Below are 24,230 nucleotides of genomic sequence, written 5' to 3' on the forward strand. Positions count from 1 at the left end.
TCGCTGGCGCCGGGCGGAATAGGCCGTTCGGCCCGGTTGACGGGGCAGAGGATTGGGCAGACGTTCAAGCCTGTCTGCGGAAGGATCCGACCATGCACCCTGCCCGCCTGTTCATGCCCGTTGTGCTCGCCGCCGGTCTTGTGCTGTCGGCGTGCAGCAATATCCAGCTTGTGTCGCGCTACGACGAGACGACCGATGCCGGCGCAGCGAAATTGCAGCGTGACCTGAGCAGTTTCTTTGTCGGCATCGATGCTGCACCGATGGGTGACGAGGCAACTTTTGCCGCCAACCAGGGGTTTTACAAGCGCGCCGCCATCGATGTGTCGGCATTGCAGGCGCGCGCTGCCGGGCTTTACAAGAACGCCATCACCATCGAGCAACTGGTGCTGGTGCGCGACAATCTTGCGTGGCTGGCGCTGCTCCACAAGGGCTGTGTGACGGCGCCGCTGAATGCCGAACAAAAGGAAGCGGTGCGCCAGAACGGCATCGATACCAGCCTGGATTGCCGGACCGATCATGGCGCCACCGCCGATGCCAGCGGGCGCGGCGACAGGCGCCTCAATCCGGCGCTGCTCGGCGTGGTGCACAGTTTGCTCGACCAGCAGCTTGGGTCGGTGATGGCTCTGGAAATGGCCAAGAAACGTGGGCAGGGAGGCTGAGATGGCGGAACTATCGGTCGGCACTCTGGCCAAGGCGATGATCGGCGCGGCCAAGGGCAGTTTCAACAGGGACTGGCCGGTGGTGAAGGAATTTGCCGAGGGCGAACTCAAGAAGCTGGCGCAAACGCTGGTGCAGATCGGCAGGCTGACGGCACTGGGCCGGGTCAACCATGCCGAGGCCAGCGTGCTGCTGGAGATGCAGAAAAACACGGCGCGGGCGGTGATGCTGGCGCTTCAGGGCATGAGCCTGTTGATGGTCGAACAAGCGATCAACGCCGCGTTGGGCGCGGTGCGCGATCTGGTCAATGGCGCGATCGGTTTTGCGCTGGTCTGAGGTTACGGATTGCTGCCGCGCTGCATGACCACCAGCACCGGCACGCCCGCAAGCAGCAGCAGCGCGCCCCAGCCCAAGGCCTCCTGCCCGGCGGCATAAATGGCAAAACCGGCATAGGCGAGGGCCAGCACGGCGATGCCGCCAAGCCAGCGACCGCCGATCGGCACGGTATCGCTGCGCGCCTGGAGCCGCAATTTCAGAACCGCCAGTGCCACCGCGACATAGGCGAACAGCATGGCGACAGTGGAAATCAGGATGATGAACTCGAACAGGCTGACCAGCGAACGGGTGTAGTTGGCCAGCACCAGCAGCCCCGACAGCCCCGCCGAGACGATGGTGGCGCGGGCCGGCACGGCGCGGCTGTTGACCGCAGCAAAAAAAGCCGGAAACACGCCGCCGATGGCCATGGCGCGCGGCATTTCGCCCGATATCATGATCCAACCGTTCATGGCGCCCAGCGCGGCGATGGCGGCAAAAAGCGCGATCATGCCGGCGGCGGCGTCACCCACGAACGGCCGCACGAAATCGGCAAACGGCGCATTCGATGCCGCCAGGCTGCCGGCCGGCACCAGCGCCAGCATGGCCGCCGAAATCAGCAGGTAAATTAGCCCGGTGGCCGCCGTGCCGCCCAGCGTGGCGATGGGCACGATACGGTCGGGATTGCGCACCTTGTCGGCCGGCAGTGTCGCCGATTCAAACCCGAGCATGGCCCAGAGCGTCAGCGTCACGCAGGTGATGACGCCGCCGCCGGTAACGCCGCCGGGCGGGGTGACGACAGCGGCTGCGCCATCACGCGCCAACAGCACGGCGGCAATGACCAGCACCGCCAGCAGCGGCAGCAATTTGAGCACGGTGGTGACGGCCGCGACAATGCCGCCGGTGCGCGCGCCGGTCAGGTTCAGCGCGCACAGCAGCGCCATCAACGCCACTGCAAGCCCGGCGCCAAGGCCGGGCACGGTCCCGATGGCCGGCACCAGCGCCGACAGGTTGGACATGACGGCGACGGCCAGCGCGGCATTGCCCACCCAGATGCCGATCCAGTAGCTCCAGGCGATGACAAAGGCCGCAGAGCGGCCAAAGGCGGCTTCGACATAGACATACGGACCGCCGGCACGCGGGAATGCGCGCGACAGGCCCGAAAAACAGGCGGCAAGGCACAAGGTGCCAAGGATGGTGATGACCCAGCCGCCGATCGCCGACCAGCCATAGGGCGCGAGGCTGGCCGGCAACAGAAAGACGCCGGAGCCGATCATGTTGCCGACGACAAGCGCGCAGCAACCGATCAGCCCCAGTGTTGGCGCAGGTGTGGGCGCAGATCGGGATTTCAGAAACTATATCCGAATTTCAGGCCGAAGGTGCGCGGGCGAATGATGTAATTGTAGAAGATGCCGCCCGAAGCCGTCTCGCCATCGGGATCGCCGCAGACGGTTTCGGAACATTGCACCGACCGCTGCGTGATGCCGCCGCTGTCGAACAGGTTGGTGACGTAAAATTCCGCTGACCATTTGTCATTGCGCACGCCGGTGGACACATCGAACGTGCCATAGGCCGCAAAATCGCCGGTGATGGCGCGGATGGCGGTACGCAAGTCGCCGGTGCGGGCCCCTTCATAGACATAGGCCGCCTGCACATGAGCGGTCATGTCCTTGCCGGCATCGAATTCATACCGCACCAGCGCGTTGGCCTTGAAACGCGGCGTGATCGGCAGCCGCGTGCCAATGGGCGCCAGCACGCTGTTGCCGGCATCGGTGCAAGTCGCCGACAGGCCGGGCGTGGCACAGAAATTGGTCACCAGCTTGGAATCGTTGAAGCTGCCGCCCGTTGCCAGCGTCAGGCCCTTGGTTGGCACCAGCTGGATATCATATTCGAAACCGCGAATACGGGCATTGCCGGCATTGGTCACGATGGTCAGGCCATTGAGGCCCAGCGCCGAAAACTGGATGTCACGCCAGTTCTGCTGATAGATGGCGCCATTGATGCGCAGCATGTTGTCGAGCCAACTGGTCTTGAAACCGAATTCGAAATTGTCGAGCGTATCGGCACGGAACGGGTTTAACCCGCCGCGCCGGTTAATGCCGCCGGGCCGAAAGCCCTGGCTGAACGTGGCATAAAGCAGATGGTCGTCGGTGACTTTCCAAGTGGCATTGGCCTTGAACAGCACATCGGTGCGCGCGGTCTGGGCATTCAGATTGGTGCATGGGCTGCCCGGCACGATGACGACGCGCGGCGTGAAGCAGCGCGCCTCGCCGGTGCCGCTGGAGAAGCCGGCGCCAAAGCCGAAAAATCCGACCAGCGTGTTGTCATAGCGATAAAGCCGGGCGCCGCCGGTCAGCGTCACGGCGTCGGTGACATCGAACGACACTTCGGCAAAGGCGGCATAGTCGCGGTCGATGCGCTTTTGCTTGGTCAGCCAGATGTTGTCGGGGTGGCCGGGCACGGCCAGATCATCGGCCAGATTGGTGATGACGTAGTTTTCTTCGATGTTGTGGGTCTGGCGCTGATAAAACAGGCCGGCGATGGCGCGCAGCCGCTCGGACTGGGGGCTGGAAATGCGCAGTTCGTGGCTCTGCCGGTTGAACTTGCCGCGTGACAGCACGCGCTGCGACGGGTTGATCACATTGCCGGCATTGTCGGTGATATAGGCACCCGACCCGAACAGCGCGTCGTAGAAATAGCTGTAGTCGGAATAATCGCTGTCAGCCGGCGTCGAACGCTTCATGTAGCCGCCGGCGTAGGTCAGGTCCCAATTGCCGATCTTGCCTTCGACGGTCAGCGATGCCTGATACCAGTCATCCTTGGCGTTTTCGGGCGCATAATGGCTGACCTGGCGCGAGCCAAGGTTGGATTGCTGCCCGAAGAAGCCGTTGATGCGCTGTTGCTGCACCTGGATGGCCGGCGTGATCGTCCAGTCATCGTCCAGTTCGATGCCCAGCGCGGCGCGGCCGCCCAGCGTATCGACGGTGTTGTAATTGTCCTTCACGAACGGGCGGTTGTCGATGGTGACGCCCGAGGACGGGTAGCGCCGCGTGTTGAAGATATTGTCGATATATCCCGCCGCCCGGTCGTACCAGCCGACAACCCGCAGGGCGATCTTGTCATTGATGGGCACGTTGACCATGCCCTCGATGACGCCGCCGAAGCCGCCGGAATCGATCTTGTTGCCTTCGACATCGAACCGCGCCGCAAAGCCGCTGGTGTCGGGCTTGTTGGTGATCATGCGGATGGTGCCGGCCATCGACGCGGCGCCATACAGCGTACCCTGCGGACCGGCCAGCGCCTCGACGCGTGCCATGTCATAGACGTGCAGATCGACCGGGCCGGTGATGGTGGTGACAGGCATTTCATCGAGATAGATGCCGACAGTGGGCTGCGAGGTCGAATGGTTGGCGTTTTCGCCGGTGGACACGCCCCGGAAGAAGATGCGCGCCGTGCCGGGGCCGTTGGTCTGGTAGCTGACGGACGGCAGAAATTTCACATAGTCGTTGAAGGCGCGGACCTGAAGCTGTTCAAGTTTTTCGGTGCCCAGCGCCTGGATCGAAATCGGCACGTCTTGCAGGTTCTGCGCGGATTTGGTCGCCGTCACGATGATTTCGGCAACCCCGGTCTCCTCGGCGGCCGCCGTCGTCTGCCCGAGTGTCGGCGCAGCCCATGCGGCGGCGATCGCGGTGCCGATCAGCAGCAAGGCGCGGCGGCCCTGCAGCTGCGCTTGAACCCGTTGCGACATGAAATTCCCCCGTTTCATCGGCCCTTACCCAGCCGTTATGCGAACAGTCTGCTACACGTCCGGATAGCTGTCCAGCAGCGAACCCAGCGCGGCACGCATCGGTGTCAACCATTTGTCATAGTGTTGCCAATGATCCACAGCCGAGGCGTACATCGGCTGGCGCACCTGCTGCGAACTGGCGGTGCGCACGGCCCGGTCGTTTTCATGGAAATTCAAGCACGAAGCCTCGAATTCCAGCCCGCAATAGGCCAGCAGACGGCGGATTTCGTCGTCCGGGCTCGCCACCATCCGTTCATAGATGACGCGGTGCACGCGCCCGGGCAGCACGGCATCGAAATGCGCCATCAGCCGGGCATAATCGGCCCAGTATCGCCCCACGTCCGCTAGCCCGTAACTGAATGCCTGCCCACGGGCAAAATGCTGTTTCCACGCCGAAAAACAACAGCCCATCGGGTGGCGCCGAGCATCGATGATGCGCGCGTTCGGCAAGATGAGGTGGACAAGCCCGGTTTGCAGGAAGTTGTTGGGCATCTTGTCGATGAACAGCGCGCGGCTGGTCTTGCGCTGCACGCGGGTGCTGTCCAGATACGCCTCCCCCAGCCGCCGCGCGCCCGACGCGTCAAGGCCGCGCACCGTTTCGGCATAAGGCTCCCCCACACCCAGGCTGCGGGCAAGCGCCATCAGGTCGGGGAGTTCGGACGTGCCCTCCACCTGTGAATGCGACGACAATATCTGTTCGATCAGTGTCGATCCCGAACGCGGCAGGCCGACCACGAAAATCGGATCAGGCGCATCGCAGCCCCAGCCGGCGCGCGCCGCATAAAATTCGCGCGTATACAGCGCCGCCTGCCGCGCCATGCCGGCGCTGGTGTCGCCCGCATCATAGGGCAGGCCGGCGCGGCGGCGGTCATTGGCGGCCAGGTAATGCGCGAAGGACGCAGGATAGTCCCGCGCGTCCTCCAGCGCCTTGCCAAGCGCGAAATCGAGGTGGAAGCGGTCATCCTCGCTCAGGTCACTGCGGGCCAACGCGCTGCGCATCGCGGCCATGTCATCGGCACCAAAGCGCACCGTCTTGAGGTTGGCCAGGCTCCACCACACTTCGCCAAGCTGCGGCGCAAGGCCGATGGCGTGGCGATAGGCGGCGACGGCATCGTCCTGCCGGCCAACGGTTTTCAGCACATGGCCAAGGCTCATCCACAGTTTCGGCTGGCCCGGCACCTGCGCTACCAGCGCATCATACAGCGTCACGGCACGGTCGAATTCGCCCAGCCGCACCAACACGGCGCCCGCCAGGATGCGATAATCCAGATCCTCGGCATCGATGGCCAGCAGATGTTCGACCTGCGCCATTGCGTCGGCAGCCTTGCCCTGGCGTTGCAGCACGATGGCGAGGTTGTGGCGGGCGGCATGGAATTGCGGCGCCAGTTCCACGGCGCGGCGCAGCAGTTTTTCGGCATCCCCCAGCCGGCCGATGCGCGCCGCCAGTTCGGCCAACATGCGAATGGCCGGCACATCGAACGGATCGCGTTTCAGCCGGGCCTTAAGCGCGCGTTCGGCCACCGGCAGGTCGCCTGCCACCAGCGCAAGGCCAGCGGCGAGCAATTCGGGATCGGTCGCCGCCGCCGCCAGCGCGCGCCGCTGCGCATCATCGGCGGCATCATGGTCGCCCAGCGCATGGCTGCGGTTGGCGATGGCCTGCCAGGCGGCGGCGTCTGTGATCTGGGTGGCCATGGTGACACGCTGGCGGGCTTCACCATTGGCTGTCAACCGCCCGAGGCATGGTTATTCGGTCTGCCCAAATCGCACCGGCTGTCCTAAAGTGCCGGCATGAGCCAGTTGCACCCCATTGTCGCCGCCGTCACCGACCGCATCATCGCCCGCAGCGCCGCCCGCCGCGCCGCCTATCTGGCGCATATCGGCCGGGCGCGGGACACCGGCATCAATCGCAGCCAATTGTCGTGCGGCAACCTTGCCCACGCCTTTGCCGCCTCCGAAGGCGACCAGGCCACCATTCGTGCAGGCAGGGCGCCGAACATCGGCATCGTCACCGCCTTCAATGACATGCTGTCGGCGCATCAGCCCTATGGGCGATACCCCGAACAGATGAAGCTGTTTGCCCGCGAGGTCGGCGCCACGGCGCAAGTCGCCGGCGGCGTGCCGGCAATGTGCGACGGCGTCACGCAAGGCCAGGTCGGCATGGAGTTGTCGCTGTTCAGCCGCGACACGATTGCGCTGTCCACCGCCGTCGGCCTCAGCCACGCCATGTTCGAAAGCGTCGCGCTGCTCGGCATCTGTGACAAGATTGTCCCCGGCATGCTGATCGGCGCGCTACGCTTCGGGCATCTGCCGACCATCCTGGTCCCCGGTGGCCCGATGCGTTCGGGCCTGCCCAACAAGGAAAAAGTGGCGGTGCGCGAGGCGTTTGCGCAAGGCAAGGTCGGCCGCGAGGAATTGCTGGAGGCCGAAAGCCAATCCTATCATTCGCCCGGCACCTGCACATTCTATGGCACGGCCAATTCCAACCAGATGATGATGGAGGTGATGGGCCTGCACATTCCCGGCGCAGCATTCGTCAATCCGGGCACGAAATTGCGTGATCGGCTGACCCGCGCCGCCGTCCACCAGCTTGCCGCCATCGGCTGGGACGGCGACGATTATCGCCCGCTGGGGCTTTGCGTCGATGAAAAGGCCATCGTCAACGCTGCGGTCGGCCTGCTGGCCACGGGCGGATCGACCAACCACGCCATCCATCTGCCGGCGATTGCACGCGCGGCGGGCATCATCATCGATTGGGAGGATCTCGACCGGCTGTCACACGCCGTGCCGTTGATCGCCCGCGTGTATCCGGGCGGGCCGGGCGATGTGAACCAGTTCCACGCCGCCGGCGGCATGGCCTTCACCATCCGCACCTTGCTGGATGCCGGCTTGCTGCACGGCGATATCATGACGGTGGCCGGTGCATCGCTGGCGGATTATGCCCGCGATCCGGTGCTGGACGGCGATGGCGCGCTGGCATGGGTGGACGTGCCGGACAGCCGCGACGAGACGATGTTGCGGCCGGTATCGCGGCCGTTCCGCCCCGATGGCGGCATGCGGCTGGTCACCGGCAATCTGGGCCGCGCCACCTTCAAGACCAGCGCGGTGGACGAAAGCCGCTGGACCATCGAGGCACCGGCGCGGGTGTTTGCCGACCAGAACGAGGTGGTCACCGCCTTCAAGGCCGGCGAGCTTGACCGCGATGTCGTGGTGGTGGTGCGTTTCCAGGGCCCGCGCGCCAACGGCATGCCCGAATTGCACAAGCTGATGCCCAGCCTGGGCGTGTTGCAGGAAAAGGGCTTCAAGGTGGCGCTGGTCACCGATGGCCGCATGTCCGGCGCCAGCGGCAAGGTGCCCGCCGCCATCCATGTCAGCCCCGAAGCCGAAATCGGCGGGCCATTGGCACGCCTGCGCGACGGCGATGTGGTGCGGCTGTGCGCGCGTGACGGGGTGTTGGCGGCACTGGTGGACGACGCCGAATGGGCGGCCCGCGTGCCGGAGCCGGCGCCAGTGCATGCCGACGGGACCGGGCGGGAGCTGTTCGGGTTTTTCCGGTCGGGGTGTGATGATGCGGAAGCGGGGGCGTCGGCAATGCTGGTGGCGGCGGGACTCTAACTGGCCTGATATCAGGCTGCGGGGCTTTCGGCGCCGGCGTGTTGGCGTAGGCGCTGGCGTGCCGGGCCGTGTCCGACCCATGGCCGCAGCAAAGCGAAGGCAGCCGTTGCAGCGCAGAACAGGGCCGTGCCCAGCGCCGTCGCTGCCAACAGCAGCGCTGCCTTGGCCGCAAGGCTAATGGCCAGAGGCTTGAGCCAAAAGGCCATCAGCACGATGATGGTCTGGTGGATGAGATAAGCCGGGAAGACCGCACCGGCGAGCGGTTCACGCCATGGATGATCAAAGGACAGCCAGCGCTGTCCGGCGCCCAGCAGCCCGACGATCATGCCCCAGGCCTGAATCGCCCGTGCAAGCCGGGAGACTGCCAGGTCGATGCCTTCAGGTGTTCCCGGCAGCCCGTTGATGGCGGCAGCCACGGCCCAACCGGCCACACCGAGCGCAAGGGCTGTCCGCCAATACAGCCGCACCTCATCCCAAAGTGTTCCGGCCGTGCCCATCGCCGCGCCGACAAGAAACGCGCCGCCGTACAGCCAGTGGAGGCACCAGTCGCTGACAAGATCATGACGCTCAGGAAAACGGTCGGCAAGGGTGATGCGAATTACGGCAATGGCCAGCATCGGCAGCCAGACGAAACGGCCGCCGGACAACGCGCGATCAATGGCCCCGGTCAGCCAAGCTCTGCCCTTGTTGCCGACAAACGCCAGCAAGCAAGTGTATACCCAGAGATAGACTACAAACCACAGATGGTTCCACGTCGGCAGGATGACACCCAAGTCGCCTTTGAAGCGGAAATATGCCTGCGACCAGAAGGCGTAAAACGAGCCCGACCACACGCCCTTGTCCTGGAGTTCGACCCACGACTGTGGCGGCACCACCAGCACAACGCCTGTCAGCAGCGGTAGCAGCAGCCGCCAGGACCGGCTGGCCAGGAAACCGACTTCACCTTTGCGCAACATTGCCGACGAGGCAATACCAGCAATAAGGAATAGCAGCATCAGCCGCCAGGCGTTGGTAAAAAGCATGACCGGTTCGAGCCATTCGAGACGCGCCAACTTTATGTGCCAGTCCCATGTTACGAATGCCATGCCGGCATGGTAGAGGATCAATAGACCAAAAGCGGCGATACGCAGCCAATCGAGGTCGAAGCGGCGTGCCGGTGACGGGTTTGAAGAGGTGGTTGGGGATACGGTGGTCATGGGCCGCCTTATCCTCTTGCCTTTGCCGCAGTTCAGCGTTGATGTGATGAACGGCGATGGGACTGGTACGGACGGCAGACGGGTGGGGATGAGCGGCACCGAAACAGGGACAGGCGGACAGGCGCTTCGCTGGGCGGCACTGCTGGTTACGGTGATGATGTTTGCCAAGGCCGTTGTTGATGCCCTGTCACTTGCTGATGGTGACCCGACCGTACCGGCCTCGCGGTTCCTGGCACTGGAGCTTACCAGTGCCGGTTTTTTTGCTGCCATGCTGCTGCCGATCTGGCTGGTTTCCCGTCGGCTGCGTCCCCCGCACCTGTCCTGGCCCCAGTCGCTCGCCGCTCATCTGGCGCTGAGCATACCGCTGGTCATGTCGCATGCGGCCTGGCTAGGCGCCACCCGCACGGCGGTGTTCGCGTTGATGGGCAATCAGTACCGGTTCGACTGGTCATGGGGCCAATTGCTGTTCGAATGGCGCAAGGATGCGCTCAGCCTGCTGGCGCTTGCAAGCCTCGGCTGGACCCTGGACCGACTATTCGGCCCGGCAAAGGCCGCGCAACCGACACCAGCGCCGTTCCGCCTCGCGGTGAAGGACGGTGCACGCACGCGGATGATCGCAGCAGACGAGATCAGCCACGCCAGCAGTGCCGGCAATTATGTAGAGATCGCTACCGATCACGGTTGTTTGCTCCACCGTGTCACCTTGGCGGCCCTGGCCGAGGAACTGGCGCCGCACGGCTTTGTGCGCATACACCGAGCCCATCTGGTACGAAGCGGAGCCGTCAGGGAGGTTGTGTCAGAAGGCAGCGGTGATTTTGCCGTCACCATGGCACATGGGCTGGTGCTTCCAGGCAGCCGCCGCTGGCGCAGCGCCTTGACCCGCATGGCGACATGACAGCGAACAATCCGGCAAGTGTCATGCCGCCATGGACCGGAGAGCCGCCTGTGCAGACAGCGGCGAGGCTCACACACAAAAAAGCCGGACCGCATCATCTGCGGCCCGGCCTTTTTCATTTCACGCTGCGGGCAAGCCCGCGCTGTTTACTTCGCCTTGGCGAGGTAGGTGGCCATGCGCTTGGTGGCGAGCGGCGGCAGCTTCACGGCCTTGGCGGCGGCGAGGTTGGCCGACGGGCCGTTACCGACCTGAACGAGGGCGACCATGCCCATCGACTGGTGCGGCAGGCACTTGATGCCGTACAGGCCAGGCTTGGTGACCTTGAGCACGAAGGTCTTGCCCATGGCGCCCTTCTGCTCGGCTTCGCCGGCCGGCAGGAAGCCGGCAATGGTCTGGGCGTTGTGGCCGGGGTTGGTGGCGACGAACTTGACGGTGTCACCGGGGGCGGCCTTCACGAACGCCGGTTCGAACACCATCGGCGTCTTGTCGGTGCCGACGTTGAGCATCTTGACGGTGATTTCCTTGGCGGCGGCCGGAACGGCGACCAACGCTGCGGCGACCATGGCGAAACCCAAAACCTTCATCGAATTCTCTCCTGATATGACCGCGACATGCGGCAAAGTTCACGCGTGGTGCTCCCTAGCCGCAACACCGGCCAAGGCTCAAGCCCTGTCATGCGGGACAGATTGTCCCGCCCCCAACATTATTGGACGGGCTATGGGGCGCTGTTTGCCGCAACATCGCTTTCGGATGCCTGAACGGCTGCGGGCCGGTCAGATTGAAATCACCAGCCCCATGGCCGGGTCGATGCGCCCGGCAGCCATCGATTTCCATGCCCGCGCCGCCGCCGCTGGGCCGCGCATCTCCTCGACATGCAGCCAAGACAGGGTAGCGGCAAACCGCTGCCAGGCACCAAGCAGCCGCGCGTCATAGCCTTGCGCGCCCCATTCCTTGACGCGGTCGGCAATGATCGTCGGCGCGAAAAACGGCTGGGGCCGCACGCCGGGCAGCGGCTGGCCTTTTTCGGACTGCCAATGCGTGTCGCCGACGACATGGCTTTCGATCAGGCGTTCGCCAAGATGGCTGTGAACGGCATGACGCACGGCGCCATTGCCGGAAAAATCCACCAGCGACACCGCCATGCCGGCCACCTCGTCGATGCTGTCATAGTCCAGCACATCGTCATAATAGCCGGTGGCAACGCAAAACGCGCGGTTGGCGGCGCTGGTGAGGCCGACGATGCGCTGCCGGCCGCGCGCCGCCTGCGCCAGGCCCAGCGCGGTTTTTGATGACGCCGATGTCAGCAGCAGCACATCTGCCGGGCTGGCGGACAGCATGGCATCGAGGACAAAGCTGGTCGCATACAATGGCCGGAACAGGCACTGGATGGTTTCTGCGCCCCATTCGGCGCTGGCCGGGACATAGCGGTTATAGACGGCCGCAAGACCCTGACGGTGGGACGCCATGTCATCAAAGCCGCGCCGGCTGACGGGGCCGGGCAACAGCACGGCATGGCTGGCCATCGGCCAATAGCCATAAAAGCGTTCGCCGACCCCAATGTCCTCGGCATGGCTTTCTACGGCGCGGGCAAAGCCCCAGACCGGCACGATGCCGCGACCTTCGGGGGCCGGCCAGAACTGCCAATAGGCAAAATCAACGCCGTGCGCCGCATAGGTGACATTATTAGCAGTCAGTGCGAACCGTTCGACGGCCAGCAACACCTCGCCGGGCGCCAGATCGCGGTCGTGGATATGGGCGGCGATTTCGCTGATATCGGCCCTTGCGACAGTCAGTTCGGTCAATGTGGCCATGGCTGGTCCCCCAAATCGTCAAATGCCGCCACGCCCCCCGGCGGGATCGGCGACACGCCCAGCCGCAGCGGCCGGTCGATCGTCACATCAGTGTCGCCATAGTTGAACACAAAGCGCAAGCCGCCGCGCCGCCGGGTGCGGACATGCGCCGGCAGGTTTTCGGTGGCGAGCCCGGCGCGGGCAGCAATATCGGCGATAACATGGCCCAGCAGCGCCACATCGGGCACGCCAGCGAGGTAATGGCAGCGGCTTTGCGCGATCCACAGCGGCCGGCCATCATAGAGGGAGTCTAGTACTTCGGTGCTGGCGCTTGTGTCGATATCCTCCATCCATCCGATGACGCTGCCCAGGTTGCCAGCCGGCAGCACGATGCCGGGCGACAGCGATTCAACACGGGCGACCTTGATGGCAATGAGCGATTGCAGCGCGCCGGGCGGCAAATCGGCAGGAATGGCGAAAGCCTGTGTCTTGGCGCCGGTGCGCGGGCCGGCGAGGATGTGCGCGCCGCTGGCGGCAAGGCGCGCGGCAAGGCCGTCATCGACGAACAGGCTGGCTGGCATGAGGACGAGTTTATAGCCCGCCAGATCGGCGCCCGGCGGCACGATATCGACATCAAGGCCAAGCTGGCGCGCGGCGCCGTACCAGCGCATCGCCTGTGCCAGCCCGTCATAATCGCGGCCCTGCGGCTGCGCTTGCAGGCCCCAGATGCTGTCATAATCGAAGATCAGCGCGGTCGGCGCGCGCTCGGTTTCGGGCGGTGGCCCCAACGCGCCAAGTTCGCCAATAACGGTTGCGGCCTCGGCAAAACCCGGCGCCGGCTGGTCATCGGGGCGCAGCAGGCCGGCATGCATCGCCTCCTGCCCCGTCGGCGCCTGCCGCCAGCGAAAATACGACAGGCGCTCGGCACCATGGGCAAACGCCTCAAGGCTCCAGAGCCGCACGGCGCCCGCAGCCGGCGCCGGGTTCCACGCCGCCCAGTTGACCGGACCGGGCTGTTGTTCGATCACCCACCAGCGCCCGCGCCCGACGCCGCGATACAGGTCATGGTGAAAGGCCGCGAGATCGGGGTGGCCGAGGCGCAGATAGCGGCGTTTTTCCTCCGGGGAAAACGGCCCCTGCCCCAGAAAGCCGATGGGATAGCTGTCCCAGGCGGCGATATCCATCGGCTCGCCGACCTTGTGATGATCGAACTCGGTAAATAACCCCATGTAATTGTGCAGGATATCGCACCCTGGCGCATGTTCGCGCAGGATATCGACCTGCGCCTGGTTGAACCGCGCCACCATGTCGGAGCTGTAGCGTTGCCAGTCGAGGCGGTGCGCCGGATGGCTTTCGGTGACGGTGCCGTACGGCGGGTCGATCTCGTCCCAGTGGCGATATTCCTGCGCCCAGAAACTGAGCCCCCATGCGGTGTTGAGCGCCTCGATGCTGCCAAAGCGCGCGGCCAGCCAGATGCGAAAGCCCGCGCGTGCCGCGTCCGATGTGCTGACCACCGTGTCATGGCAGCCATATTCATTGTCGGTCTGCCAGGTGGTGATGGCGCCGTGCCGGCCATAGCGGCGGGCAACGGCCTCGGTTATGCGGCAGGCCTGCCCGAGATAGGTGTCGCTGGAAAAACAGTAGTGCCGGCGTGAGCCGAAATGGCGGACCTGCCCGTTGCGGCCGCGCGCCAAAATGCCCGGATGGGCATCGACCAGCCATTTCGGCGGGGTGGCGGTGGGCGTGCCCATCACGACGTTCAGGCCCGCCGAGGCGCACAGGTCCAGCACCCGGTCCATCCAGCCCCAATCGAATTGACCGGGTTCGGGCTCTAGTCGGCTCCATGCGAATTCGCCGATACGCACGAAGGTGAGGCCCAGTTCGACCATGCGGCGGACATCGCTGGCCCATATGCTTTGCGGCCATTGTTCGGGATACCAGCAGACGCCGAGTTTCATGGGATTATCCGGCTAAGTGTAATGGCAAAAGCCGATTCCGGCTGCGCCAGAGGCAGGGCGATGCCATGCGCCATCAGCGCAGCACCGGTCATCGTGCGGCCATCGGCCCAGTCGGGGTGCAATGGCGTGCGGCTTGGCCAGGGTTTCGGAATTGTCACTACATATGAGCTATCATGTGAAAGTCCATGTAATTGAACGGTCTGTTCAAGTGCGCCCGTGCCGCTGATGCTGGCAATGATGCCGACAGCGGTTGCGCCATCGCTGGCGACACACAGCCACCCGGCAGCGCCCTCGCCGGCCTCAAGCCTGTGCATGGCGCCGGTGGCCAGCACCGCGCGCCAGTCCTTCCAGCGGGCGATTTCGCTGGCCAGAGTCGCGCGGTCAGAGTCCGTCATGCGAGCCGGATCGGCCTCGACGCCCAAATGGCCGGCCAGCATGGCGCGGGCACGAAACAACATCGACGCGCGGCGGCCGGAAATCGGGTTGGGGCTGGCACCGACATGCGCGCCGATGACTTCGGGCGGCAGGAACAGGCCCATGCAGTCATGGATGCTCCAGCGCACCAGCGGATCGGTCATGTCGCTCGGCCACAGCCGGGCGCAGCGTGTCATCATGGCAAAATCACTGCGGCCGCCGCCGCTGGCACAGGCCTCGATCTCCACATGCGGATGAGCGGCGCGAAGACGGTCGATCAGCGCCAGCATGGCCAGCACCGGCGCGCGGCTGTCGGCGGCGGGGAAAATGTCGCGGTTACAGTCCCATTTCAGATAGTCTATATTATTATCCATCAGTAAGTTATCGAGCATATTGAAGACATGATCTGAAATCTCGGGACGAGTCAGGTAGAGCATCCATTGTTGGCGCTGTGTCGGCTGCGACCGGCTAGCAAGGCCCAGCACCCAGTCCGGATGCGCGCGCGCCAGATCGCTGTCGGGCGACACCATTTCCGGCTCCACCCATAGCCCGAAACCCATGCCAAGCCCGCGCACATGAGCGATGACGGGACCAAGACCAGCGGGGAAACGGACGGAATCAGGAGCCCAGTCACCAAGCGCGCGGCGGTCATCGGTGCGGCCCTGGAACCAGCCATCATCGACGACGAAGCGTTCCACACCCAGAGCAGCGGCAGATGTGGCCAGCGCCTTCAGCCGGGCCTCGTCCATGGCGAAATACATGGCCTCCCAGCTGTTGAGATGCACCGGGCGCGGCCCCTGCCCGACACCGCTTGCAGCGCGGGCGGCGCGCAGCCAGCCATGAAAGGCGGCGCGGATAGGCGCGCGGCCTTGGCCGGACATTGCGAGCAGGACAGGCGGCGGCATGAACTTCTCGGCGGGCGCGATCATGACCGCGCCGGGGACGCCCATCTGCAGTTGCGCGGTGCCATCGGGGCGGGTTTCGATGCACAGTCGGCCATCGCCGGGCCAAGCAAGATGCGCGGCAAGGCATTGCCCGCTGGTTTCGCTGGCCTGTCCGTCGTCCAGCCCGACATAGCCGGCGCCGCCAAAGCCGCCGCGCCCGCCGCGCCCCTGCCGCACGATGCTGCCTTCGAACAAGGGCACGCGCGTTTCATGCCATTCGCCGGCCCAGCGGCCACCATACAGCGTCGCAGTCGTCACCCAGCCCGGCAGGGGAAGCGCCAGCGAGGCCAGCCAGTCGCAGCGCAGCGGCGCCGTGCCATTGTTGGTCAGCCGCACCTGCCAGACGAACAAACCTTGTTCAGCACGGACCTGAACATCCAGCAGCAAGCTGCTGTCTTTGCACGACATGTGAAACCGCAGACTGGCCGCGTCACCGACTGCATCGACCAGCCGCAGATCAGGATGGCCATCCGCCGTCAGCCCCGGTTCGCCGCCAAAGCCCCAACCATTCGCCGGCCACAGCGTGACTGCACCGGCACCGTCGTCGGGGCTGTTGGGCGGCACTGGCGGCGGGCGCCAATCAGGCATCACATCCTTCGGCAGGCGCGCGCCCAGATATGCCAGCGCCAGCCGGCCATTCTGGCCGGCAAGAACCAGGCTGGCAGAGCCGCTATCCAGCCGCCAACAGGTCACGCTGCCGGCACAGTCTTGCCGGGGTTCATGATCCCGAGCGGATCGAGAGCGGCCTTGATGGCGCGCATGGCACCGAGCGCGCCGGCGTCATGTTCATCGCGCATGGCATCCAGCTTGTGCATGCCGATGCCGTGTTCGCCGGTGATGGTGCCGCCGTGCGCCAGCGCCTGCACCGCGACTTCGGTGGCCAGTGCTTCGGCGCGCGCGCGTTCGCCGGCGTCAGCCGGGTCGAACAACACCAGCATGTGGAAATTGCCGTCGCCGACATGGCCGACGATGGGCGCCGTCAGCCCCAGCCGCGTGGCCGCCGCCGCACAGGCCGTGATGCAGTCCGCCAGCCGGCTGATCGGCACACAGGCATCTGTGGTGAGCGAATCCTTGCCCGGCGCCAGGCCGCGCGCGGCGTGATAGGCACTGTGGCGGGCCTTCCACAGCGCGGTGCGGGCCTCGGTGGTCGCAGCCTCGGCAAAGGCCGTGCCGCCGAATTCTGCCGCCAGCGCCCGCACGGTTGCCGCCTGTTCGGCAACCGCGGCTGGCCCGCCGTGAAATTCGAGGAACAGAGTCGGCAGCGCCGCCAGCCCGGACAGGCCCGACCAAGCGATGCAGGCCTGCATCTGGAGCGCGTCGAGCAGCTCGATGCGTGCTGGCCCGGCGCCCGACTGCATGACCGCGATGACGGTTTCGACGGCGGCGGCAAGGGCGGGGAACTGCACGGTGGCGGCCAGCACGCATTCGGGAATGCCGAACAGGCGCAATTGCACTTCGGTGATGATGCCCAGCGTGCCTTCGGAACCTATATACAGCCGTGTCAGGTCATAGCCCGCCGAGGATTTGCGCGCCCGGCCCCCGGTGCGGATCACGTCGCCGGCCGGCGTCACCACTGTCAGGCCCAGCACGACATCCTTCATGGTGCCGTAACGCACGGCGTTGGTGCCGCTGGCGCGGGTTGCCGCCATGCCGCCCAGACTGGCGTTGGCACCGGGATCAAGCGGGAAAAACAGGCCCTGGTCGCGCAGATGCAGGTTCAACGCCTCACGCGTGACGCCGGCCTCGACCCGGCAATCAAGGTCAGCGGCGTTGACGGCGATGATGCGGTCCATGGCCGACAGGTCGATGCAGACGCCGCCGTGCAGCGCCTGGACATGGCCTTCAAGGCTGGTGCCGGTGCCGAACGGGATGATCGGCGTGCGCGCGGCGGCGCAAGCAACGGCAATGGCGGCCACCTCGTCGGTGGTACGCGGGAAGGCGACGGCATCGGGCGGGGCGCTGTCGCGCAGGCCTTCGCCGCCGCCGGGTGCGGTGCAGATGGCGGCAGTGGTGCTCAGCCGGTCGCCGAGCGTGGCGGTGAGGCGGGCGTGGAGGGACGACTCAAGCGGCATTGGGCGACAGTAAGGGCGGCGGACGGGTTGTGCGAGGGGGGGATGCGAGTGGTGCCCCCCTCACCCGCCGCGCTGGCGCGCGAGTCGCCCTCTCCCGCAGCCGTCAAGTGATGCGAAGCGTCTGGGGAGAGGGAGGATCAGCGCGTCAGTTTCTTGTAGGTCAGCGCGGTCGGCCGGTCGGCGGCATCGCCGAGGCGGCGGCGCTTGTCTTCCTCATAGGCCTGGAAATTGCCTTCGAACCATTCGACATGGCTGTCACCTTCGAACGCGAGGATGTGCGTGGCGAGACGATCGAGGAAGAAGCGGTCATGGCTGATGACGACCGCGCAGCCGGCGAAGCTTTCCAGCGCTTCCTCAAGAGCGCGCAGGGTTTCGACGTCGAGATCGTTGGTCGGTTCATCGAGCAGCAGGACGTTGCCGCCCTTGACCAGCATCTTGGCCAGATGGACACGGTTGCGTTCCCCGCCCGAAAGCAGGCCGACCTTTTTCTGCTGGTCGGCGCCCTTGAAGTTGAACGATCCGACATAGGCGCGCGTCAGCACTTCGTTCTTGCCGAAATAGAACTTGTCGTTGCCCTGGCTGATTTCTTCCCAGACGTTCTTGTTGCCTTCAAGATGGTCGCGGCTCTGGTCGACATAGGCCATGCGCACGGTGTCGCCGATGCGGATGTTGCCGCCATCGGGGGTTTCCTGGCCGGTGATGATGCGGAACAGCGTCGTCTTGCCGGCGCCGTTGGGGCCGATGATGCCGACGATGCCGCCCGGTGGCAGGCTGAATGTCAGGTTTTCGAACAACAGCTTGTCGCCATAGGATTTGGTCAGGCCATTGGCCTCGATCACCGTATTGCCGAGGCGTTCGGGGATCTGGATGAGGATCTGTGCCTCGCCCAAACGGCGGTTGGCCTGTTTTTCGACCAGTTCGTCAAACGCCTTGATGCGGGCCTTGGATTTGGACTGGCGGGCCTTGGGGCTGGCGCGGATCCAGTCCAGTTCCTGCTTGATCGCCTTTTCGCGGCTGGCATCCTCGCGGTCTTCCTGGGACAGCCGCTTTTGCTTGGCTTCGAGCCAGTCGGAATAATTGCCTTCGAAGGGAATGGCGCGGCCGCGATCAAGCTCGAGCACCCATTTCACCACATTATCAAGGAAATAGCGGTCATGGGTGACAAGGATCACCATGCCCCTATAGTCGATGAGGTGGTTTTCCAGCCATTGCACGCTTTCGGCGTCGAGATGGTTGGTCGGCTCATCGAGCAGCAAGATGCCGGGCTTTTCGAGCAGCAGCTTGCACAGCGCGACGCGGCGCTTTTCCCCGCCGGACAGTTTTTCGACGCCGGAATCGCCCGGCGGGCAGCGCAGCGCGTCCATGGCGATTTCGAGCTGGTTGTCGAGCGTCCAGCCATCGACCGCATCGATCTTTTCCTGCAAATCGCCCATTTCGTTCATCAACGCGTCGAAATCGGTATCGTCCTGCGGATCGGCCATTTCGGCGCTGATGGCATTGAAACGGTCAACAAGATCAGCGGTGGCGCGCACGCCGTCCATGACGTTCTGCTTGACGGTCTTGCTGGCATCAAGCTGCGGCTCCTGCGGCAGATAGCCGACGGTCACGCCCTCGGCGGCCCAGGCTTCACCCAGATATTCGCGGTCGATGCCAGCGATGACCTTCATCAGAGTCGATTTGCCGGCGCCGTTGGGGCCGATGATGGCGATCTTGGCGCCGGGCAGGAAGCTGAGGGTGATGTCCTTGAAAGCCGGCTTGGACGCACCGGGATAGGTCTTGGACAGACCCTTCATGACATAGGCGTATTGATAGGCCACGAACGGCTCCGATAATCGAGAGATTGGAAATGCGTGGCTGCCTTAGCCCAAGGTGCGGCCCAATTCAAACGTTGCCGGCATTCAAACCTGTTCCCACACTCAGCGGCGGGCCGCAGGGTCCGGACAGACGGTGACCATCGGCAGCGCCGCCATCACTGGCTCGCCGCCCGGCCATGACAAACGCAATTGCACACCGTCTGGCGCGTCGGCAGCGATGGTCACGCGCACCAGCCGGCAATCATGGGCAAAACAGCCCTGCGCTGCCGGGTTGTCGGCGAGCGCCGCGCCGGGGCCGCCGACCAGTGTTTTCAGCGTGACGCCGGTGGCCGGTACGGCGGTGAGTTCTGCATCGCCCATGCCGGCGCCCGCGCCCATCAAGCGGATATCAGACGTGATGCTGGCCTGCGGGCAACTGCGGGTCGGCCGCCAGCGCGGCGCGATGGCAGCGATCGGGCCCAGAGGCAGGCTGGCCCGGCAGGCGGCGCGCGGGTTGCCGGGCCTTTGCGCCATGCCGGGCCGCGTGCACACCGGCAGGCGCCCGGTCATGTCTAGCGCCCAGTCCGGCGGGCAGCGCAAGGTGCGATCAGGGGCGGGACGCGCCGGTTCGCTTTGTGGCGGGGCCGGCGCTGCGACCATGCCGGTTTCAGGAAGTGCGGCACAGGCGCTGGGCGGCGCGACCGGATCCTTGGACTGGGCCGGATCCTTGGACTGGGCATGTGCCAGTGACGCCAGCAGCAGCAGACATACAGGCAAGATACGGGCGAGGTCCATCTGCGCTGCGATAGCCCGGCACGGCATCAAAGCCAACCGGGCGCCAGCGATTGGCGCAAACGAAAAGGGCCGGCGACATCGCTGTCGCCGGCCCTTCGATTATGCAGGGAACTCAGCGGAATTCGGGGTCGTGGCGCAGACGATCAGAATTGCGGCGGGTGCGACCTCGCTCCAGCGTATTGCTGCTGCGCGACCCGCCAGTACCGTTGAATGCACCCGCAAGGGCACTCGTCAACACGACGCCGGCTATCAGCCCAAGCAGGGCCGACATGGTGATCAAGGCAAGGTCGGAAGCGAAAAGCTGAGCAATCATGTCGTTAACACCCGTATGATACTAATTACCCCTTACTTAACTTAGGACATCGCCGGTTGTCGAGATGTTTCCAAGGTGTAAACCATAAAATAATGAAGTGTTGCGAATATGTCATGCATCCCGACGCCAGCTTCAGGCAATCCGGTACGGGCGGAACCAGATATCGCCTGCCAGCGTCTCGCCGGGGACAAGCCAGCGCTGGCCGGTCAACGCCTCCGGCTCGGGCCGGTTGACGGCATTGGTCATGTGGCTGACTGGTTCGACACAGAAAAATCCTGCGTCATTCGGGACATAGACAACGGTGTGCGTCAGCGTGTCCGATGCATCGATGGAAAGCGCCAGGCGGCGATCAGGCCAGACGACACGAATCGGCCCTTGCCGGCCCACATAGACCGTATCGACGATGCGGCTGGTCAAGGGCGCGCCGTGCCACCAATCCTGCGGGGCATCGGTCATGACCAGATGCATGGGCAGGCCATCGGGCGCTGTCTGCCATTCGCCCCGATGCAAGGCATGCAGGCGCGTCACGGCGTTGCAGGGCAGGAACGGATGAGCGCCTATCCCGGCGGGCATCGGGCTGTCGCTGCGGTTTTCCAGGATGAGGCGCTGGTGGAAACCGGTGGGCGTCAGTGCCAGATGCTGCTGGGCGCGCCATGCCCAGGGCCAGGCGCCGGCCGGCATGTCGAGGCGCAGCACGGCATGGGAGGCGCCATGTTCGATGACTGTCCAGCCCTGCTGCCAGCCCATGCCATGGATGGCATGGGGGTGATGCGGGTCGGCGGGATGGTTTCGCGGCAAGGTGACCGACCTGCCCCCGGCATGGAACCGGCCATGGGAGATGCGGTTGGAAAAGGGCACCAGCGGGAACGAGGCCAGCCCCAGTGGCGACGGGTCGTCGCGGCCGATGAACAGCGGTTGCCCGCCGATGGTGAACGCCGTGATGCCGCCGCCGCGTGCACGGTCCAGCGTCAGTTCGAGGTCGGCTGCAACAAGGCGCAACATGGGCAAGGCGATCAGAGAAGGACGGTGACGCCTTGCGCGGCGCTCGCCTCGGCATTGTCGGCAATGACGAAGCGCCAGTTGCCCTGTTCCAGCTGCCATGTGCGTGCCGCTGTGCGGTGGCGCAGCGCGGCCAGGGGCACGCGGATTTGCGCCATGCCGGTTTCGCCCGGCGCCAGGCTGATCCGGGCAAAGCCGGCAAGACGGCGCTGCCAGCACGGCGACACGCCGCCGGGCGGCTCCGCCCACAGCAGCACGACATGATCGCCGGCAACGGCGCCGTGATTGGTGACTGCAAGACGGAAATCGAGCATGCCTTCGCTCCGATGCGCACCGAGCGCGCGGATTTCGAACCGCGCATAGGACAGGCCATGGCCGAACGCGTAGCGCGCCGCCTTGCTGTCATGCGCCAGCAGCGCATAGCCGTGCCAGTGATCATAGGTGATAGCGACTGCATCACGGTCGAAGAACGGATAATCGCCGGCATCGCGCGCCACTGTGAAGGGCAGGCGCCCTGATGGACTGACTGCACCCGTCAACAGCCGGGCGAGCGCGGTGCCGCCTTCCATGCCGGCATAGAATGTCTGGAGGATGGCGGCGGTTGTGTCGTGCCATGCCTCCACCATCACCGCCGAGCCGGCGATGATCACGACAATGACGGGTGTCCCGGTCGCGGCGACGGCGTTGATAAGTGCTACCTGGTCGGCAGACAGGTCGAGGCTGGTGCGGTCGCCGCCGATGGCATGGGGGCGGCGCTTGCGGGCCTGTTTCACTTCGTCCGGCAAGACAGGTGCAGCATCGTCCTGGCCGAGCGTGAAGTCACCGGGGATGAACTCGCCTTCCTCACGCGCGGTATAGCCGGTGACGATTATGGCAGCGTCTGCGCCAGCAGCAGCCTCGACGGCGGCGGGGATATCGGTTTCATCGCCGGTCACGATGCGGTCCGCACCCAGCGCCGCTGCCAGCCCGGCCAGCGGCGTGACGATGTGCGGCGGGCGCACGCGGCTGGAGCCATTGTCGCCGGTGTTTTCGAGGCATGCGAGGCGGCCCAGCACGGCGAGGCGGCGCAGCCTTGCCGGATCGAGCGGCAGCACGCCATCGTTCCTGAGCAGCACCGCCGATTTTTCGGCAGCCTCAAGCGCCAGCGCGACATGGCCGGAGCTGGCCACCAGCGACATCGGATATTCGGGCAGCGGATCCTGCGCGGAAGCAAAGCGATACAGTGTCATTAGAATGCGCCGGCAAGCCGTGTCGATGACATGCGGGGCGATGGTGCCGGCCTCGACAGCAGCGAGCAGTTTCGGCCCGAACACCAACGGCTCGGGGTTTTCCACGTCCAGGCCCGCCGTGGCGCCATAGGGCTTGTATACCCCCATCACCCAGTCGGAGTGGACAAAACCTGTGAAGCCCCATTCGCCGCGCAATATGTCGGTGAGCAAATGCGTGTGCTGCCCGCAATATTCGCCGTTCATGAGGTTGTAGGCGCTCATGACGCTGGCGACGCCGGCATCGATGCAGGCCTTGAAATGCGGCAGATAAACCTCGTGCAGCGCGCGGTCGTCGATGCTGACATTGACCTTGAAACGGGTGTTTTCCATCGAATTCAGTGCGAAATGCTTGACGGTGGCGCAAACATTATGGGCTTGCAGCCCCTGCCCCAGCGCGCTGCCCATCGCGCCGAGATGCTGCGGATCCTCGCCATAGGTTTCCTGCGCGCGGCCCCAGGCGGGATGACGCAGCAGGTTGATGCACACAGCGCCCGACAGGTTGCAGCCCTGCGCGCGGATTTCGATGGCCATCGCCTCGCCGATGCGGCGTTCGAGATCGATATCGAAACTGGCGCCGCGCGCCATGGTGCAGGGAAAACAGGTGCTGTTGCCGCGTGCCGCGCCGCGCGGCCCATCGGTGAACCAGAACGCCGGCACACCCAGCCGCTCGATGCCGCCGCCGGCGCGATACGGCCGCGCCGCCCACAGGCCGCCGTCCTCCTTATAGGCAGCGAAAAACCCCTGCCCCGACATCATGCCGATTTTTTCGGTCAGGCTCGCCTGCGCCAGCACGGCGTCAACACGCGCCGCAATCTGGTCGAGGGTGAGGCCTTTTTCGGGGAGAAGGTCGGTCATTGCGGCTCCGGCGCGGACAGGATGGGCAGCGTATGGACACCGGTGATGACCGAGCGCCGGATTCTTGTCCAGACGCGGGCCCATATCGGGCGCACGCCATTGCCTCTGGCGATGCGGCCGGCAGCGCCTTAAGCAGGGTGCACAAAGTCAGGCAATTCAGGCAAACCCATGGCCCGCAGACAATCGAAAAACGATCCCTATGGCGACCTGCACAGGCAGGAGGAAGCGCCGGCGGCTGACGTCGTCTGCTGGCTGTGTGGCCGACCGAGCGGCAAGACCATCGTCTGGCACCACCCTGTGCCCAAGAGCCGGGGCGGGCGCGATGTCGTGCCCATGCATCCCATTTGCCAGCAAACGCTGATGGCCAACTTCACCAATTCCGAACTCCAGCGTTATGGCATGGATGTTGACTCCCTGCTGGCCAACCCCAGCGTGCGGAAATTCGTCGATTGGGTGGCCAACAAGGCCCCGGATTTCACGGCGGCAACCAGCAAGAAACAACGCTGACCGCATCATCCCGTGATGCATGGTTGCAGCTTGCGGTGCCGGCACCGCGTCTTATGCTGCGGT

At 65.0% G+C, this 24,230-nt stretch carries 19 protein-coding genes; 5 read left to right on the forward strand and 14 right to left on the reverse strand.

Annotated elements, in window-relative coordinates:
- Nucleotides 1-92 precede the first annotated feature (92 nt).
- Nucleotides 93-659, forward strand: coding sequence for a hypothetical protein (locus tag RMQ73_RS02540; protein WP_310496413.1), 567 nt, complete (start codon nt 93-95; stop codon nt 657-659).
- A gap of 1 nt (nt 660) precedes the next feature.
- On the forward strand, nt 661-993 hold the full coding sequence (locus RMQ73_RS02545) for a hypothetical protein (protein ID WP_310496414.1): 333 nt from the start codon (nt 661-663) through the stop codon (nt 991-993).
- A 2-nt stretch (nt 994-995) separates the two neighbouring features.
- Here the strand turns inward: RMQ73_RS02545 and RMQ73_RS02550 are convergent, their stop codons facing one another.
- The 3 genes from RMQ73_RS02550 to RMQ73_RS02560 are packed head-to-tail and all read right to left on the reverse strand — an operon-like array spanning nt 996 to nt 6,448.
- A complete protein-coding gene (locus tag RMQ73_RS02550) occupies nt 996-2,321 on the reverse strand; it encodes an amino acid permease (RefSeq protein WP_310496448.1) in 1,326 nt (441 codons plus the stop codon).
- Nucleotides 2,318-4,717 carry a TonB-dependent receptor gene (locus RMQ73_RS02555; protein ID WP_310496416.1) on the reverse strand — a complete coding sequence of 800 codons (2,400 nt, stop codon included), beginning with the start codon at nt 4,715-4,717 and terminating at the stop codon, nt 2,318-2,320. Before RMQ73_RS02555 ends, RMQ73_RS02550 begins: the two co-directional genes overlap by 4 nt.
- Nucleotides 4,718-4,768: 51 nt before the next feature.
- The gene (locus tag RMQ73_RS02560) at nt 4,769-6,448 is read right to left on the reverse strand and encodes a sulfotransferase (RefSeq protein WP_310496417.1); all 1,680 of its coding nucleotides are present in this window, start codon (nt 6,446-6,448) and stop codon (nt 4,769-4,771) included.
- Between the two features lie 96 nt (nt 6,449-6,544).
- On the opposite strand from RMQ73_RS02560, the gene edd reads away from it, so the two are divergent.
- A complete protein-coding gene (gene edd, locus RMQ73_RS02565; RefSeq protein WP_310496419.1) occupies nt 6,545-8,368 on the forward strand; it encodes a phosphogluconate dehydratase in 1,824 nt (607 codons plus the stop codon).
- An 11-nt stretch (nt 8,369-8,379) separates the two neighbouring features.
- Here edd and RMQ73_RS02570 read toward each other — a convergent pair whose 3' ends face one another.
- Nucleotides 8,380-9,564, reverse strand: a complete 1,185-nt coding sequence (locus RMQ73_RS02570) for an acyltransferase (RefSeq protein WP_310496420.1) — start codon at nt 9,562-9,564, stop codon at nt 8,380-8,382.
- An 88-nt stretch (nt 9,565-9,652) separates the two neighbouring features.
- Here RMQ73_RS02570 and RMQ73_RS02575 point away from each other — a divergent pair, with 88 nt between their 5' ends.
- Nucleotides 9,653-10,459 carry a LytTR family DNA-binding domain-containing protein gene (locus RMQ73_RS02575; RefSeq protein ID WP_310496421.1) on the forward strand — a complete coding sequence of 269 codons (807 nt, stop codon included), beginning with the start codon at nt 9,653-9,655 and terminating at the stop codon, nt 10,457-10,459.
- A 146-nt stretch (nt 10,460-10,605) separates the two neighbouring features.
- On the opposite strand, the gene RMQ73_RS02580 is transcribed toward RMQ73_RS02575, so the two are convergent.
- The 10 genes from RMQ73_RS02580 to RMQ73_RS02625 all read right to left on the reverse strand — a co-directional run bounded on the left by RMQ73_RS02580 (nt 10,606) and on the right by RMQ73_RS02625 (nt 23,660).
- On the reverse strand, nt 10,606-11,043 hold the full coding sequence (locus RMQ73_RS02580) for a pseudoazurin (protein ID WP_310496422.1): 438 nt from the start codon (nt 11,041-11,043) through the stop codon (nt 10,606-10,608).
- Nucleotides 11,044-11,232: 189 nt separating this feature from the next.
- Nucleotides 11,233-12,270 (reverse strand): DUF2855 family protein, encoded by a 1,038-nt coding sequence (locus RMQ73_RS02585; protein ID WP_310496423.1) that lies wholly within the window; start codon nt 12,268-12,270, stop codon nt 11,233-11,235.
- Nucleotides 12,258-14,207, reverse strand: a complete 1,950-nt coding sequence (locus tag RMQ73_RS02590; protein ID WP_310496424.1) for a beta-galactosidase — start codon at nt 14,205-14,207, stop codon at nt 12,258-12,260. Before RMQ73_RS02590 ends, RMQ73_RS02585 begins: the two co-directional genes overlap by 13 nt.
- Complete coding sequence (locus RMQ73_RS02595) at nt 14,204-16,258, reverse strand: alpha-galactosidase (protein WP_310496425.1); 2,055 nt, start codon at nt 16,256-16,258, stop codon at nt 14,204-14,206. Before RMQ73_RS02595 ends, RMQ73_RS02590 begins: the two co-directional genes overlap by 4 nt.
- Entirely contained in the window at nt 16,255-17,637 is a 1,383-nt protein-coding gene (locus RMQ73_RS02600; RefSeq protein ID WP_310496426.1) for an FAD-linked oxidase C-terminal domain-containing protein, read from the reverse strand. Before RMQ73_RS02600 ends, RMQ73_RS02595 begins: the two co-directional genes overlap by 4 nt.
- Before the next feature lie 137 nt (nt 17,638-17,774).
- A complete protein-coding gene (ettA, locus tag RMQ73_RS02605) occupies nt 17,775-19,454 on the reverse strand; it encodes an energy-dependent translational throttle protein EttA (RefSeq protein ID WP_310496427.1) in 1,680 nt (559 codons plus the stop codon).
- Between the two features lie 99 nt (nt 19,455-19,553).
- Nucleotides 19,554-20,225, reverse strand: a complete 672-nt coding sequence (locus tag RMQ73_RS02610) for a hypothetical protein (RefSeq protein WP_310496428.1) — start codon at nt 20,223-20,225, stop codon at nt 19,554-19,556.
- 112 nt (nt 20,226-20,337) lie between these two features.
- Nucleotides 20,338-20,538, reverse strand: a complete 201-nt coding sequence (locus tag RMQ73_RS02615) for a hypothetical protein (RefSeq protein WP_310496429.1) — start codon at nt 20,536-20,538, stop codon at nt 20,338-20,340.
- A gap of 132 nt (nt 20,539-20,670) precedes the next feature.
- Nucleotides 20,671-21,540, reverse strand: coding sequence for an aldose 1-epimerase (locus RMQ73_RS02620; RefSeq protein ID WP_310496430.1), 870 nt, complete (start codon nt 21,538-21,540; stop codon nt 20,671-20,673).
- A gap of 11 nt (nt 21,541-21,551) precedes the next feature.
- The gene (locus RMQ73_RS02625) at nt 21,552-23,660 is read right to left on the reverse strand and encodes a glycoside hydrolase family 3 C-terminal domain-containing protein (RefSeq protein WP_310496431.1); all 2,109 of its coding nucleotides are present in this window, start codon (nt 23,658-23,660) and stop codon (nt 21,552-21,554) included.
- 168 nt (nt 23,661-23,828) lie between these two features.
- On the opposite strand from RMQ73_RS02625, the gene RMQ73_RS02630 reads away from it, so the two are divergent.
- Nucleotides 23,829-24,167 (forward strand): hypothetical protein, encoded by a 339-nt coding sequence (locus RMQ73_RS02630; RefSeq protein WP_310496432.1) that lies wholly within the window; start codon nt 23,829-23,831, stop codon nt 24,165-24,167.
- Nucleotides 24,168-24,230 lie beyond the last annotated feature (63 nt).

Source organism: Sandarakinorhabdus sp., from assembly GCF_031430775.1.
GTDB lineage: Bacteria > Pseudomonadota > Alphaproteobacteria > Sphingomonadales > Sphingomonadaceae > Sandarakinorhabdus.

Bases quoted from the DNA above. Each gene is read 5' to 3' on its own strand.
- RMQ73_RS02540 (WP_310496413.1), top strand. From the start codon at position 93: ATGCACCCTGCCCGCCTGTTCATGCCCGTTGTGCTCGCCGCCGGTCTT.
- RMQ73_RS02545 (WP_310496414.1), top strand. From the start codon at position 661: ATGGCGGAACTATCGGTCGGCACTCTGGCCAAGGCGATGATCGGCGCG.
- RMQ73_RS02555 (WP_310496416.1), bottom strand. From the start codon at position 4,717: ATGTCGCAACGGGTTCAAGCGCAGCTGCAGGGCCGCCGCGCCTTGCTG.
- RMQ73_RS02560 (WP_310496417.1), bottom strand. From the start codon at position 6,448: ATGGCCACCCAGATCACAGACGCCGCCGCCTGGCAGGCCATCGCCAAC.
- edd (WP_310496419.1), top strand. From the start codon at position 6,545: ATGAGCCAGTTGCACCCCATTGTCGCCGCCGTCACCGACCGCATCATC.
- RMQ73_RS02570 (WP_310496420.1), bottom strand. From the start codon at position 9,564: ATGACCACCGTATCCCCAACCACCTCTTCAAACCCGTCACCGGCACGC.
- RMQ73_RS02575 (WP_310496421.1), top strand. From the start codon at position 9,653: ATGAGCGGCACCGAAACAGGGACAGGCGGACAGGCGCTTCGCTGGGCG.
- RMQ73_RS02580 (WP_310496422.1), bottom strand. From the start codon at position 11,043: ATGAAGGTTTTGGGTTTCGCCATGGTCGCCGCAGCGTTGGTCGCCGTT.
- RMQ73_RS02585 (WP_310496423.1), bottom strand. From the start codon at position 12,270: ATGGCCACATTGACCGAACTGACTGTCGCAAGGGCCGATATCAGCGAA.
- RMQ73_RS02590 (WP_310496424.1), bottom strand. From the start codon at position 14,207: ATGAAACTCGGCGTCTGCTGGTATCCCGAACAATGGCCGCAAAGCATA.
- RMQ73_RS02600 (WP_310496426.1), bottom strand. From the start codon at position 17,637: ATGCCGCTTGAGTCGTCCCTCCACGCCCGCCTCACCGCCACGCTCGGC.
- RMQ73_RS02610 (WP_310496428.1), bottom strand. From the start codon at position 20,225: ATGGACCTCGCCCGTATCTTGCCTGTATGTCTGCTGCTGCTGGCGTCA.
- RMQ73_RS02615 (WP_310496429.1), bottom strand. From the start codon at position 20,538: ATGATTGCTCAGCTTTTCGCTTCCGACCTTGCCTTGATCACCATGTCG.
- RMQ73_RS02620 (WP_310496430.1), bottom strand. From the start codon at position 21,540: ATGTTGCGCCTTGTTGCAGCCGACCTCGAACTGACGCTGGACCGTGCA.
- RMQ73_RS02625 (WP_310496431.1), bottom strand. From the start codon at position 23,660: ATGACCGACCTTCTCCCCGAAAAAGGCCTCACCCTCGACCAGATTGCG.
- RMQ73_RS02630 (WP_310496432.1), top strand. From the start codon at position 23,829: ATGGCCCGCAGACAATCGAAAAACGATCCCTATGGCGACCTGCACAGG.